Origin of the sequence: Janthinobacterium sp. FT14W, from assembly GCF_009208755.1 — a bacterium.
GTDB lineage: Bacteria > Pseudomonadota > Gammaproteobacteria > Burkholderiales > Burkholderiaceae_D > Janthinobacterium > Janthinobacterium violaceinigrum.
Map to the genome: position 1 here is coordinate 15,582 of NZ_WFLL01000031.1, position 14,553 is coordinate 30,134.

The 14,553-nt window shown below is 64.4% G+C and carries 9 protein-coding genes and 1 tRNA gene; 1 reads left to right on the plus strand and 9 read right to left on the minus strand.

The features are described 5' to 3' along the window. Window positions 1-99: 99 nt before the first annotated feature. From GCN74_RS19590 to GCN74_RS19625, 8 genes are all read right to left on the minus strand, one after another. A tRNA-Sec gene (locus GCN74_RS19590) sits at window positions 100-195 on the minus strand. 12 nt (window positions 196-207) lie between these two features. Next, a complete protein-coding gene (selB, locus tag GCN74_RS19595) occupies window positions 208-2,163 on the minus strand; it encodes a selenocysteine-specific translation elongation factor (protein WP_152258224.1) in 1,956 nt (651 codons plus the stop codon). Continuing rightward, on the minus strand, window positions 2,160-3,569 hold the full coding sequence (gene selA, locus GCN74_RS19600) for an L-seryl-tRNA(Sec) selenium transferase (RefSeq protein ID WP_152258225.1): 1,410 nt from the start codon (window positions 3,567-3,569) through the stop codon (window positions 2,160-2,162). The genes selB and selA overlap by 4 nt, the downstream gene beginning before the upstream one ends. Beyond that, window positions 3,566-4,621, minus strand: a complete 1,056-nt coding sequence (gene fdhE / locus GCN74_RS19605) for a formate dehydrogenase accessory protein FdhE (RefSeq protein ID WP_152258226.1) — start codon at window positions 4,619-4,621, stop codon at window positions 3,566-3,568. Before fdhE ends, selA begins: the two co-directional genes overlap by 4 nt. A gap of 152 nt (window positions 4,622-4,773) precedes the next feature. Then, window positions 4,774-5,457 carry a formate dehydrogenase subunit gamma gene (locus GCN74_RS19610; protein WP_226939124.1) on the minus strand — a complete coding sequence of 228 codons (684 nt, stop codon included), beginning with the start codon at window positions 5,455-5,457 and terminating at the stop codon, window positions 4,774-4,776. Further along, window positions 5,444-6,367, minus strand: a complete 924-nt coding sequence (fdxH, locus tag GCN74_RS19615) for a formate dehydrogenase subunit beta (RefSeq protein ID WP_152258227.1) — start codon at window positions 6,365-6,367, stop codon at window positions 5,444-5,446. The genes GCN74_RS19610 and fdxH overlap by 14 nt, the downstream gene beginning before the upstream one ends. Before the next feature lie 13 nt (window positions 6,368-6,380). Beyond that, entirely contained in the window at window positions 6,381-9,452 is a 3,072-nt protein-coding gene (fdnG, locus tag GCN74_RS19620; protein WP_152258228.1) for a formate dehydrogenase-N subunit alpha, read from the minus strand. Between the two features lie 293 nt (window positions 9,453-9,745). Then, window positions 9,746-11,896, minus strand: a complete 2,151-nt coding sequence (locus tag GCN74_RS19625; protein ID WP_152258229.1) for a TonB-dependent receptor — start codon at window positions 11,894-11,896, stop codon at window positions 9,746-9,748. Window positions 11,897-12,276: 380 nt separating this feature from the next. Between GCN74_RS19625 and GCN74_RS19630 the strand changes: the two genes are divergently transcribed. After that, complete coding sequence (locus tag GCN74_RS19630) at window positions 12,277-13,986, plus strand: methyl-accepting chemotaxis protein (protein ID WP_152258230.1); 1,710 nt, start codon at window positions 12,277-12,279, stop codon at window positions 13,984-13,986. Window positions 13,987-14,040: 54 nt separating this feature from the next. Here the strand turns inward: GCN74_RS19630 and GCN74_RS19635 are convergent, their stop codons facing one another. Next, entirely contained in the window at window positions 14,041-14,493 is a 453-nt protein-coding gene (locus tag GCN74_RS19635) for a hypothetical protein (RefSeq protein WP_152258231.1), read from the minus strand. Between the last annotated feature and the right edge of the window lie 60 nt (window positions 14,494-14,553).

Genomic DNA, 14,553 nt, shown 5'->3' on the forward strand with positions numbered 1-14,553 from the left:
ATCGCCGCATATTGCCAATTAAGCCATTTATTTTCCACAACGTGGCAACAGGCCAACGCCGGAACGCTCTGCATGCGGGGGAAAGGAAAAAAGAGCAAGTGGCGGAAAACAGTAGGAGTCGAACCTACGGGAGAACGTCTGACGCCCTCCACCGGGTTTGAAGCCCGGCCACATCACCGGATGAGTGTGCTTTCCGCGGTGCCTGAGCTAGCTGCTGGGCAAGACTGCAGTATAGGACCACAGCGCCTGCGGGCGTAATAGATGCCCATTGCCAACACGGCGAGTATAACCGACGCGGTCGAAGAACTCCAGAACCTGGATCGCCCGCTTGCGGCCCAGGCCGCTGGCATCGCGGAAGGTGGCCGCCCCGACGGCGCCGCTGCCGGCAGGCAAGCCGCCATCGTCTTCGGCCCTTTGCGCCAGTTCCCGCACCAGCTGCGCCAGCTCGGCCAGCGCCGCCTGGTGATAAAACAGGTCGTGCACCACCTGGCTGATCTGGCCTGCCTTGGCCAGTTTGCGCAGCAGCCGGCGCGTTTCGTCCTCGGCCAGGCCGAAGTGGCGCGCCAGGTCGCGCGTCCACGGCGGATCGAAGCGCCCTTGCGCCAGGGCTGCCAGCAAGGGCTCGGCCATGGCCTGCTCCTGCGGCGTCAGTTCCACGCTGTGGGTGGGCAGGTGCAGGCTGGCGCCGCGCGCCTGCACCTTGTCCTGCGCCAGCAAGCCTTCGACCAGGTGGCTCCACAAGGCGTCTTCCATCTCCGCGTCGACGATGCGCTTCAGGCGCCACAGCTCCGGCCCCGCTTCGTCCGGCGCGCGCGCGTGGAACTGGGCCAGCGCGGCCAGCATCCGCTCTTCCAGCACGGCCCGCGCCGCCGGTGCCAGCAGCAAGGCGTCGCCGGCGCGCAAACCGATGCGTTGCGTGTCGGGCGGCAGTGCGATGGCAGCGGCCGGCAGCAGCGACAAGCGCACGAGCAGCGACTCGCGCAGGCCCAGCGGGCTTTGCGCCAGCAGGGCCGCATAATCGGCGTGCGCGACGAACGCCGCCAGCGCGTCCAGCCAGGCCAGGCGCGCCGGGCTGCGCCGCTTGCGCGCGGGACCGAACGGATCGAGCACCATGCCGCCGCCCACCGTCTGCGTGGCTTGCGCATTGCGCACGACGAAGCGGTCGCCCGGCACGCCGTGCATGGGCGCATCGAACACCAGCTGCACCCTGCCCGTCTGCCCTGGCGAGAGCGTCTCGCCATCGAGCATGACGGCGCGCGCCAGCTGGTGCGCCGCGCCCAGGTGCACGTGCAGCGGCGACCAGGCTTTCAATTGCACGCCCGCGTCGGGCAGCAGGGTCAGTTCCACGTCGAGGCGCTCGGAACACTGCGCCAGTTCCGGCGCGACGATCCAGTTGCCCCGCTCGATGCGTTCGCGGTCGATGCCGGCCAGGTTCAGCGCCAGGCGCTGGCCCGCCATGCCCGTCTCGGCCGCGCGGTTCTGCGCATGGATGCTGCGCACGCGCGCTTGCGCGCCGCCGGGCGCCAGCTGCAAGGTGGCGCCCACCGTGGCCATGCCGGCCAGCGCCGTGCCGGTGACGATGGTGCCCTGCCCCGACAAGGTGAATACGCGGTCCACGCCCAGGCGGAACAGGCGCCGCTCGTCGCGCCGCGGCAGGCGGCGCGCCACCTGCGTCAAATGCGCCAGCAGGGCCGCCACGCCGGGATCGTTATCCTGGCTGGCGGCCGTGGGGAAGATGGGACTGCCCGCCAGCGGCGTGCCGGCCAGCAGCGCCTCGATATCGGCTTCCACCTGCGCCACGCGGGCGCCATCGGCGCGGTCGACCTTGGTCAGCGCCACGGCGCCCCGCGCCACGCCCAGCAGCTGCAAGATCGCCAGGTGCTCCTGCGTCTGCGGCATGATGCCGTCGTCGGCAGCCACCACCAGCAGGGCGAAGTCGATGCCCGTCACGCCGGAAGCCATGGTGCGGATGAATTTTTCGTGGCCGGGCACGTCGATCACGCCCAGCACCGTGCCGTCAAGCAGCGGCAGGTAGGCATAGCCCAGTTCTATCGAGATGCCGCGCGCCTGCTCTTCCTTCAGGCGGTCCGTGTGCGCGCCCGTGAGCGCGCGCGTCAAGGTCGTCTTGCCATGGTCGATATGGCCTGCGGTGCCGACGATCATGCGCGCAACTCGCCGAGCTGCGCGAGGAAGGCCGCCTCGTGCGCCGCTTCCAGGCAGCGCAGGTCCAGCCACAGGGTGTCCTGGCCGATGCGCCCGATCACGGGGCACGGCAGGGCGCGCAGCCGCTGTTCCAGCGCGCCCAGCGGATTGCTCAGTCGTGCGCCCGGCGCGCTGCGGATGGCCAGGCCAAAGCTGGGCAGCTGGTCGACGGGCAAGGCGCCGCTGCCGATCTGGCTGCGCATCGCTTCGGCCGTCACCACGTAGGAGGCGCCCAGCGCGCCCTGCAGCAGCGGCAGCAGGATCTCCGCCTGCGCGCGCATGGCGGCGGCGGGACGCGTCAGCAGGCGCAAGGTGGTCAGCCGCTCGGCCAGCAAGTCCGGCGCGCGGTACAGCCGCAGCACGGGCTCCAGGGCGGCCAGGGTCAGCTTGCCCACGCGCAGCGCGCGTTTCAGGGGATTGCGCTTGATCTTTGCGATCAGGTCGGCGCGCCCGACGATGACGCCGCATTGCGGGCCGCCCAGCAGCTTGTCGCCGCTGAACGTCACCAGGTCGGCGCCCGCTTCGATGGTTTCGCGCACCGTCGTTTCATGCGGCAGACCGTATTGCGCCAGGTCGACCAGGGTGCCGCTGCCCAGGTCCACGGCCGTGGGCACGCCGTGTTGCGCCGCCAGCGGCACCAGTTCGTCCAGCTCCACGCTTTTCGTGAAGCCGGTGATCGCGTAATTGCTGCAATGGACCTTCATCAGCAAGGCCGTGCGTTCATTGACGCCGTTCGCATAATCGGCCAGGTGCGTGCGGTTGGTGCTGCCCACTTCGCGCAGCACGGCGCCGGCGCGCGTCATCACGTCGGGGATGCGGAAGGCGCCGCCGATTTCCACCAGTTCGCCGCGCGAGACGATCACTTCCCTTTCCTGCGCCAGGGTATTGAGCATCAGCAGCACGGCGGCCGCGTTGTTGTTGACGATGGTGGCCGCTTCGGCCCCCGTCAGTTCGCGCAGCAGCTCCTCGACCAGGTCGTCGCGGTCGCCCCGCTTGCCCGTCTCCAGGTCGAATTCCAGGTTCATCGGCCATTGCAGCGCTTCCACCACGGCTTGCACGGCGGCGTCGGGCAGCAGCGCCCGGCCCAGGTTCGTGTGCAGCACGGTGCCCGTCAGGTTGAAGACGGCGCGCAGCGGCGAGCGCGACTGCGCCTGCAGGCGTTCGTCCATCTGCGCGGCGATGGCGGCAATCGATGCGCCCTCCTCGCACACTGCACCCGCCAGCATGGCCGTGCGCAGTTCGGCCAGCACGGCGCGCGCGCAGGCCAGCGTCTGCACGCGGCCATGCCGGACGATCAAATCAAGGCAAACCGCGTCGCCCAGGATGCGGTCCACCGACGGCAGGCGCACGGTTTGCCCGGCCGTCATGCTGGCTGGCCCTCGCTGCTTTCGCTCTTCCCCAGCCACAGCAGCGGATTGCCGCTGGCGCGCTGGTAGCCCGCCTCGCCCACCAGCAGGTCGAGCATCAGGCTGGCCAGGTCGTCGGCCAGCGGCTCGACGTTGTAATCGTGCTCCTGGTTGAAGACCTTGCGGTAGGTATGGCAGTCGTCGCAGGTTTCCGCGCGCGCCACCTTCTTCGGATCGTTCGCCTTGTTCGGCAATTTGTCGTCCTTCGCCGTCACGGGGTCGAACGGTGCCGCGTCGGCCGCATCCAGGCCCTGGTAGGCGATCTTGCCATTCTGTTCGCACGTCGAGCACTTCACGCGCACCATATGCCATTCGCTTTCGCAGATGCCGCAGTGCAGATAGCGGTAACCCTGCGACCCGCCGCCGATGCGGATCACGCTGGCGACGGGGTGCGAGCCGCAGACGGGGCACAGGGTGCCCGTTTCCAGGTCCGGCACGCGCGTGGCGCGCAGCTGGCTGGCCGACGTCGACCACAGCACTTGCAGGGCGGCGGCGACGAACGGCGCATGCATGGGATTGAGGTTGTCGCCGTTCTCGTCGAGCACGGCATCGGCGCAGGCATCGAGCGCCGTGTCATCGAGCGCGCGCAGCTGCGCCAGCACCTGGTGCAGGCCGCCGGACAGGGCCGGCTGGCGGGCTGCCGTGGCGGCCAGTTCATCGAGCAGGCTGGCGAAAATAGCGCGCCACACGGGTGGCCGGGCGCCGTTGACGGGCAGCACGGGCATGCGGTGGGCCATGGCGCGGCGCAGCACTTCGGCGTCGGCCACGGGCACGGCGCCGGGCGCCAGTCTGGCGACGACTGCGGCCTGCGCATCGGCCAGCGCGGCCATCAGCACCAGGTAGCCCTGCATGCCCGCATCGACGGGGATGCCCTTGATCTTGCCCTGCGCCAGTTCGCGCAAGCGCAAGGCGCGCGCCGTAAACAGGCTGTCAGGCTGCGGCAGCAGCAGGCGCGGAATCGCGTTATGGTCCAGGCCTTCGATTTCGCCTGGCTGGAGTATGCGTTGTACCAATGGAGTTTTCCCATCAAAAAAGGCCGAGTACATTCGGCGAGCCCATCCGACGGATGCGGCTGTGTTTCGAAACTATTTTAATCGATAAAGAGAAAGGGGCCGATCCTGTGGGAGCGGCCCCGGCTCTTGCAGCGGGTGTGACTGGCAGCAGCTTAATCCTTGCTGTTGCGCATCTCCGCCTCAAACCACTTCGGATGGTGCTTGCGCGCCCAGCCGTAGGTGACGGTGCCGCGCACCATGGCGCCGATCGAGCCCTTGACCCACAGGGCCGCGTAGATGTGCACGATGATGGCGCAGATGATGCCGAACGCGCACACGGCATGCAGCAAGGCGGCCGCGCGGATGACGGGGATCGGGAAATAGAACGCGAAATACGCGCGCCAGATCACGATGCCCGACAACAGCAGGCCGCACATGCATGCCAGCAAGGCGAAGAACAGCATCTTCTGGCCCGCATTGTACTTGCCGATCTTCGGCAGCTTTTCTTCGCGGTTGTTGAGCACGTCATCCATCTGTTTCAGCCACTGCTTGTCGCCGTCCTCGAACTTGTTGTGGTGCCAGAAGCGCACCACCAGGATTGCGAACGAGACGAACATCACCAGGCCGGCAAACGGATGCAGGATGCGCGTCCATTGCCCGCCGCCGAACAGGTTGGCCAGCCACGCCATCGACGGATGGAACATGGCCAGGCCGGACAGGGCCAGCATGACGAAGGTAATGGCGGTGACCCAGTGATTCGTGCGCTCGTTGGGGTTGTAGCGCTGGATCAGCGGATTGCCATCCTTGTCGTACAGCTTGCCATTGTGCAGTTCACTGTGCTGTTCATGATGATTCATGCTGCCCCTCCTTGATGCGCTTGGCCTCGTCCAGGGCTTCGCGCTCTTCATCCTTGCTCACGTCGTTCGGACCGACGCGCGTGTAGTGGAACAGGCCCGCCAGCGCCGTGGCCGCCATGCCGGCCACGGCCAGCGGCTTGGCCCAGCCCTTCCAGAAGCCCACCATCAGACTGATGCTCGGCTTGTCAGGCAGGTTGGAATACAGGCGCGGCTTGTCGGCATGGTGCAGCACGTACATCACGTGCGTGCCGCCCACGCCCAGCGGGTCATACAGGCCCGCATTCTCGAAACCGCGCGACTTCAGGTCGACGATGCGCTCTTCCGCATGCACCTTCATGTCTTCCTTGGTGCCGAAGACGATGGCGCCCGTCGGACACGTCTTCACGCAGGCCGGTTCCTGGCCCACGGCCACGCGGTCCGAGCACAAGGTGCACTTGTAGGCGCGGTCGTCCTTCTTCGAGATGCGGGGCACGTCGAAAGGACAGCCGGCCACGCAGTAGCCGCAGCCGATGCAGTTTTCCTGGTGGAAATCGACGATGCCGTTCGTGTATTGCACGATGGCGCCCGGCGCCGGGCAGGCTTTCAGGCAGCCCGGGTCCTCGCAGTGCATGCAGCCATCCTTGCGGATCAGCCACTCGAGGTTGCCGTCGTTGCTTTCGTGTTCGGCAAAACGCATCACCGTCCACGATTGCGGCGTCAGGTCCGTCGGATTGTCGTAGGTGCCATGGTTTTCGCCGACCTCGTCACGCAGGTCGTTCCATTCCATGCACGCCGTCTGGCAAGCCTTGCAGCCGATGCATTTCGACACGTCGATCAGCTTGGCCACGGTGCCCGTCACCGGGCTACGCGCTTGCGGCGGCGTCACCGTGGTGGCGGACAGGCGCCGGATATCTAAGGATTGCAGTGCCATTATCGATCTCCCATCATGCTTTTTCCACCTTCACGAGGAAGGACTTGAATTCCGGTGTCTGCGAATTCGCATCCCCCACGCCCGGTGTCAGGGAGTTGATCAGATACCCCGGCTTGGCCACCCCCGTGAAGCCCCAGTGCAGCGGCAGGCCCACGGTATGCACCGGTTTGCCTTCGATCTTCAAGGCCTTGATGCGCTTGGTGACGACGGCCTTGGCGATGATGTGGCCCCGCTTGGAACTGACCCGCACCTTGCCGCCGGCAACGACGCCGATGCTGGCCGCCAGCTCTTCGCCGATTTCAACGAATTGCTCCGGCTGGATGATGGCATTCAGGCGCGCATGCTTGGTCCAGTAATGGAAATGCTCGGTCAAGCGATAGCTGGTGGCCACATGCGGATATTCCTCATGCGTGCCGAACAGCTTGCGGTCATCGGCAAACACGCGCGCGCCCGGATTGCTGGTCGCCTGCGGGTTTTTCGGATGCATGGGGTTGTAGCCGAGCGGATTTTCAAACGGCTCGTAATGCTCGGGGAACGGCCCTTCGGCCATGGCGCCGCGCGCAAAGAAGCGCGCCACGCCCTCGCCCAGCATGATGAACGGCCCCATGCCGTTTTCCGGCGGTTCGTCGACCTTGAAGTCGGGAATGTCGGCGCCCGTCCAGTTCGTGCCATTCCACTCGATCAGCTTGCGGGTGGGGTCGAAAGGCTTGCCCTTCAAGTCGCACGAGGCACGGTTGTACAGCACGCGGCGGTTGGCCGGCCATGCCCAGGCCCAGCCCAGAGTCTGGCCGATACCCGTCGGGTCGCTGTTGTCGCGGCGCCCCATCTGGTTGCCTGCCTGCGTCCAGCTGCCGGCAAAGATCCAGCAACCGCTGGTGGTCGTGCCGTCGTCGCGCAATTGCGCAAACGACGCCAGCTGTTCACCCTTCTTGACCAGCAGCTTGGTCGGATCCTTCGGATCGTACAAGTCGGCCAGCGCCTTGCCGTTGAATTCACGGGCGATCTCTTCCGGCTGCGGATTATGCGGCTGCGCATAATTCCACGTCAGGTTGACGATCGGATCGGGGAACTTGCCGCCCTCTTTCTGGTACATGGTGCGCATGCGCAGGAACAGGCCCGACATGATCTCCAGGTCGCTGCGCGCCTGGCCCGGCGGTTCGGCCGCCTGCCAGTGCCACTGCAGCACGCGCGAGGAACTGACCAGCGAACCGCGTTCTTCCGCGAAGCAGCTGGTCGGCAGGCGGAACACTTCCGTCATGATCTTGGTGGGATCGACTTCGTGGAACTCGCCGTGCGGCCGCCAGAATTCGCCCGTTTCCACGGCCAGCGGGTCCATGATGACGAGGAACTTCAGCTTAGCCAGCGCTTCCGTGACCTTCTGCTTGTTCGGCGCGGACGCGATGACGTTGAAGCCCTGGCAGATATAGCCCGTCATCTTGCCTTGGTGCATGTTCTCGATGGCTTGCATCAAGTCATACGGCTTGTCCAGCTTGGGCAGGTAATCGAACGCGTAGTTGTTCTCGGCCGTGGCGAAATCACCCCACCACGTCTTCATGAAACTGACGTGGAACTTGCGGTAATTGCTCCAGTAGCTGAGCTGGTTCGGCCGCAGCGGCTTGGTGGCGCGCGCGGCGATGTAGGCGTCGAAGTCCTGCTCGCCCTCGTTCGGCAGGGTCATATAGCCCGGCAACAAGTTCGACATCAGGCCCAGGTCGGTCAAGCCCTGGATGTTCGAGTGGCCGCGCAAGGCGTTCATGCCGCCGCCGGCGATACCCATATTACCCAGCAAGAGCTGCACCATGGCGCCCGTGCGGATGGTCTGCGCGCCCGTCGAGTGGTGCGTCCAGCCCAGCGCGTACAGGATGGTACCGGCGCGTCCCGGCACGGCCGTCGAGGCCAACGCCTCCGCCACCTTGTGGAACTTGTCGGCCGACACGCCGCACGTGCGCTCGACCATCTCGGTCGTGTAGCGCGCGTAGTGCTTCTTCATCATCTGGTAGACGCAGCGCGGGTGTTCCATGGTCGGGTCGACCTTGGCATAGCCATCTTCGCCGATCTCGTAATCCCAGGTGCTCTTGTTGGTGTACTTGCCTTTTTCCTTGTCGAAACCCGAGAACAGGCCGTCTTCGAACGCATAGTCTTCGCGCACGATGAAGGGCATGTCCGTGTAGTTGCGCACGTACTCATGCTGGATCTTGTCGTTCGTCAGCAGATAATTGATGATCGCGCCGAGGAAGACGATGTCCGTGCCGGTACGCGTGGCGCAGTAGTAATCTGCCACGGATGCGGTACGGGTAAAGCGCGGATCGACAACGATCAGCTTGGCCTTGTTATGCGCCTTCGCTTCCGTTACCCATTTGAATCCGCAAGGATGTGCTTCTGCTGCATTGCCGCCCATGACCAGAATCACATCGGCATTCTTGATATCGACCCAATGATTCGTCATCGCGCCACGGCCAAACGTCGGGGCAAGACCTGCCACCGTCGGTCCGTGTCATACACGCGCCTGATTATCAAAGGTCAGCATCCCCATGCTGCGCACTGTCTTGTGGGTCAGATACCCCACCTCGTTGCTGCCGGCGGACGCGGCCAGCATGCCGGTGGAGAGCCAGCGGTTGACGGTCTTGCCGTCGGCATTCTTTTCGATCAGGTTGGCATCGCGGTCATCCTTCATCAGGCGCGCGATCTTGTCGAGCGCCACATCCCAGGAGATCGGTTGCCATTCCGTGCCGCCCGGTGCGCGGTACTCGGGCACTTTCAGGCGGTTCGGGCTGTGAATGAAGTCGACCAGACTGGCGCCCTTCGGGCACAGGGTGCCGCGGTTCACCGGGTGATCGGCATCGCCTTCCACGTGGATGATGCTGGAGACGGCGTTTTTCGCGCCATCGCCCAGTCCATACAGCAGAACGCCGCATCCTACCGAACAGTAGGGACAGGTATTGCGTGTCTCGGTCGTGCGAGACAGCTTGTATTGCCGCACTTCCGCCATCGCCTGGCCCGGTGCGAAACCGAGCAGGGCGAGGCTGGAACCAGCAATGGTCGCGCCAGTAACCCGAAGGAACTGGCGCCTGGACATCTGAACCATATTCAGGCCTCTATGATGTGAGTAAATAAAAAGTCATACGGCGTCGTGGTGGTGTCATATCACCAAGATATAAGCACCATGCCTGTGCCGTATGACAGCATTTTACCCCTCAAACTCCGACAAGGCTTAGTCCGCTGGAAAAAATTGCCTTTAGTCAACATTAATTTGACGATACCGAACATTCCCTCTAAACAATGCCAGCCTGCCCGCACGCTTGCACATCGCTACCCACCGATGAAAAAAAACCCGCTCGCGAGCGGGTTTTTGCTGTCTGCCCGAAGACCGGACTCGAATTACAGGCTGTAGCGCAAGGTCAGCGCCACGTTGCGCGGCGCACCCGGCAAACTCAGGTTCGGGCTGGAACCGTGGCCCGAGACGATGTAGCGCGTGTCGCCGATATTGTTGACGTTCAGCTGCACTTCATAGCGGCCCGTGCGGTAAGCGGCCATGGCGTCGGCCGTCACGTAGCCCGGCAGCACCACCGTGTTGCCCGGATTGGCGAAACGGCTGCCGACGGCGTTCGCGCCGCCGCCCACCGTGAAGCCGTGACCCAGGTCCTTCGTCAGCCACAGATTGGCCGTATTGCGCGAGGTCAGGGTGGCGCGCTTGCCCTTGACGGCGACGGCACTGGCCGTCGTCGTGCCCGGCACGTTGACGCTCTTGTCGACGGCGATGGAGTCGGTGATGGTGGCGTCCAGCCAGGCGTAGCCGGCCATCATTTTCCAGCCGTCGTGCAAGTCGGCATTGAAAGTCAGTTCCAGGCCGTCCGTGCGCTGCGTGCCCACGGGCACGATGCGGTTCGTGACCGGGTCGCTGGTCTTGATGTTGTCGCGCTCCAGGCGGAACAGCGACACGGTGGCGTTGGCGCGGCCGCCCCACAGGTCATACTTGGCGCCCACTTCCGTGTTGCGCGTGGTTTCCGGCGCCAGGTCCGCATTGTTGGCGGCCAGGGCGAAGTTCTCGCCGCTGGGCTGGAACGAACGGCTCCACGACGCGTAGTACGATTGCGCCGCGCCCGGTTGCCAGACGAGGCCGGCGCGGGGGCTGTAGGCCGAATCCGTGCGCGACAGGTCTGCCGTCGTCACGCCCGCCGCATTGCCCAGGCGCGACTGCTGCTTGTAGCGGTCGTAGCGCAAGCCGGCCAGCGCCTTCCACTCCTCGCTGAAACTGATGGCATCCTGCACGTAGGCGGCGGCCGTGTCGTAGGTACCGAACGTATCGCTGCGCGCGCCCAGCTTGCTGCGGTCGACGATGGGCAGCACGGGGTTGAAGATCGAGACATTCGTCGCCACCACGGTCGAAGCCCAGCTGCTGGCATCCTTGTTCTGCTTGCCGAACTCGGCGCCGTACAGCACTTCGTGGCGCATGGAACCCGTGAGCAGCTTTTGCGTCAGTTCCGTCTGGTTGAACCAGCCGCTCTCGTCGCGGTTCAGCTTGGCGTGGCCAAAGTTCATCGTGCCTTTGACTTCGTTGACGTTGCCGGAAATATTCGTGTTGTTGCGGTCCAGGTGGTAATCGTAATAACGGAAGGCATTGCGCAGCGACAAGGTATCGCTGAACTTGTGCGTCAGGGTGGCGGCCGTGGAAACCACGCGCGACTGGCTGAAATCGGCATCGCGGGCATTGGCGGCGCCGTAATACGTGCCCGCATCGACGGCCACGGGGCGGCCCTGGTAGGACGGGATGCCGAAGTCCGTCAAACGGCGGTCTTCCAGGTATTCGCCCTGCAGCAGCAGTTTCGTCGCGCTCGACAGGCGGATCGCCGCCGATGGCGCCAGCGCCGTGCGGTTGATGAATTGCTGGTCGCGGTAGCTGTCCGACAATTCGCGCGCGCCCGTGAAACGCCAGTCCACCGTCTCGCCCACGCGGCCCACGTCGACTTCGCCGCGGCGGCCAGCCGTGCTCGTCAAGCTCAGCGCCACGTCCGTGATATCCACGCCCGGCTTCTTGGTGATGCGGTTGACCAGGCCGCCCGAGGAACCGCGGCCGTACAGCACGGCGGCCGGTCCCTTGATCACTTCCAGGCGCTCCACGTTCGACAGGTCGCGGAAATACAGGGCGTCATCGCGGAAGCCGTCAACGAACTGGTCGCCGATGGCCGTGAAGCCGCGGATGAACACCTGGTCGCGCTGGCCGTCGCCCGTGGACAGGCCCACGCCAGGGATGTTTTTCATGATGTCCTGGATCGACATGGCGTGCTGGTCCTTGATGACGGCCGCCGGCACCACGTTGATCGTCTGCGGCACATCGCGCAAGGCCATTTCCGTCTTGGTGCCGCTGGCGGACGTGCCGGCCACATAGCCATCCTTGTCCTTCGATGCCGTCACGGTCACGGCGGGCAAGCTTTCCTGCGCCCAAGCTGCCAATGGCGTGGCGCCAAAGGTCAAGGCGCCCAGTACGGCGATGGTGATCGGTTTGATTCCTGGCTTGCGCGGTTGCTGCATACAATTCCCTGGTCGATGTTTTAATACGAATGATTATCATTAGTATTTTATCAGCCTGTGTGGTGAAAAGTAAGGCGGAATGTAAGTGATAGTACTTATATACACGCAACTTGATGTAAAAAAGCAACAGGAAATCAATATCAAAAAATAATTAAAATTGCCGCCAGAAACTATTTCCGTGCGTCAATGCTATACTTGCGGTTTGCTGGTTAGCGGCACCCCAGGCCGCTGCACCCCTTGCTTTACCTCTACGCCACGCTCAGCGCGGCGCGCCGCACAGCCATCACGCGGCACCGAAGACCCCGATCCCCTGCGCCTTGCGGCGCCTGTCCGCCCCTGCTGGCGGCGGCGATCATGACTATTAAACTGTTAGGAATTACATGAAAAACCTGAACATCGGCAGCCGCCTTGGCGTCGGCTTTGCTGTCGTATTGCTGTTGCTTGCCGCCCTGACCATCACCGCCCTCGTGCGCATGCAAACGGCCAGCGACCTGACCTACCGCCTCATCAATACCAGCATCAAGAACCAGCGCATGGTGGCCGAATGGTCGAAGATCATTGAACTGAACAGCGTGCGCGGCGTGGCCTCGTTCGAGATCGCCGATCCGGTCGTGCGCGCGAAGATCGAGGAAGACTTGAAAGTCGATGCGGAGCGTTCCAGCAAGCTGCAGGACGACATCGTCGCGTCCCTGCTCAACCCGGCCGTGATCGAGCAGTTCAAGGTGGTGCGCAAGGTACGTACCGATTACGTGACGACGCGGGGACGCGCGTTCAAGATGAAGGCGGACGGCGACGTGGCGGGCGCCAAGGAAGTGTTCGACAAGGAAGTGGCGCCCATCACCGTGGCCTACCTGGCCGAAGTGAAGCGCTTTGCCAACATGCAGATCAAGGCGGCCGACGGCGTCGGCGCCAGCATCATCGAAGCCTACAGCAGCACCCGCATCTTCCTGATCACCATGGGCGTGCTGGCCGTGCTGATGGGCATCGGTTTCGCGTGGTGGATCACGCGCTCCATCACGGGCCCCATCCGCGAGGCCGTAAAGGTGGCGGAGACCGTGGCAGCTGGCGACCTGAGCAGCACCATCACGGCGCAAGGCCGCGATGAAACGGGCCAGCTGATGCATGCCCTGAAAACCATGAACGACAGCCTGGTGGGCATCGTGGGCCAGGTGCGCAGCGGCACCGACACCATCGCCACGGCCTCCGCGGAAATCGCCGCCGGCAACCAGGACCTGTCGTCGCGCACGGAACAGCAAGCCAGCTCGCTGGAAGAGACGGCGTCGTCGATGGAAGAGCTGACCAGTACCGTGAAGCAAAACGCGGACAATGCGCGCCAGGCAAATAAACTGGCCGGCGACGCGGCCGGCATCGCCAGCCGCGGCGGCGCCGTGGTGGCCGAAGTGGTGGCCACCATGAGCGAGATCAACACCTCGTCGAAGAAAATCGTCGACATTATCTCGGTCATCGACGGCATCGCCTTCCAGACCAATATCCTGGCCTTGAACGCGGCCGTGGAAGCGGCACGCGCCGGCGAACAGGGCCGCGGCTTCGCCGTGGTGGCAACAGAGGTGCGCAACCTGGCGCAGCGCTCGGCCGCGGCGGCAAAAGAGATCAAGGGCTTGATCGACGACTCCGTGCAAAAGGTCGACGTGGGCACGGACCTGGTCGACAAGGCGGGCAAGACGATGGAAGAAATCGTGCAAAGCATCGGCTTCGTCACGTCCATCATGAGCGAGATCAGCAATGCCAGCGAAGAACAGAGCGCAGGCATCGAGCAAGTCAACCAGGCCATCTCCGAAATGGACCAGGTAACGCAGCAGAATGCAGCCCTGGTGGAAGAAGCCTCGGCAGCAGCCGAAGCGATGCAGGAACAGGCGAGCGAACTGGCGCAGGTGGTCAGCGTCTTCCGCCTGGACGCGAACGCCGTGGCCAGCGACCGTTTCAGCGTGAAAGCGGCGCAGCGCAGCGCGCCCGCAGCGCCGGCAGCCGCGCCGGCCCGCAAGGCTACGGCCCCTGCCCTGCGCCTGCCCGCGACACGCGCCGGCAGCAAGGCGAGCGCACCGGCCGAAGGCGAGTGGGAAGAGTTTTAAAGTGTGGCGGTCAATGCGTGGCAGTGACTGCCACGCATGCCGAACGGCCAGGCATCAGAACAGCCTGGCTTGCGCACCTTCAATGAGTTTCGCCAGCTCGCGCGGCGCGGATTGCCCCAGGAATTCCAGCGCCAGCGCATCGGGGTCAATGGCGGCGTCCGCCGGCAAGCCATGCTCGAAGCCGCCAGCCATGTAGCGGCAGAAGTACGGCGATTCCGCCCGCGTTTCCACATACCAGCAGCCCGCGTGGCCTTGCACGAAGTATTCGCCGATGAAATAGCCAAGCATGGTTTTCACCCACTGCCAGCTTTCGTCGCGGATGACGATGGTGCGCATGGCCGCATCGATGTACGGCAGGTATTCGGCCGCGTTCGTCAACACTTCGTGCGCGGGCTGGATGCCCAGGCGCTCGACAAAATTCACCAGCGAGGCGCCCAGCGCGTCATAGTAGGCGTCGAAACCCGCCTGGCTTTGTTGCAACAATTGTTCTTGTTCGTTCGACAGCATTCACACTCCACAGACATTCAACAATCCCGCCCATCCCGGGGAATTGCGGGGATCAGACCA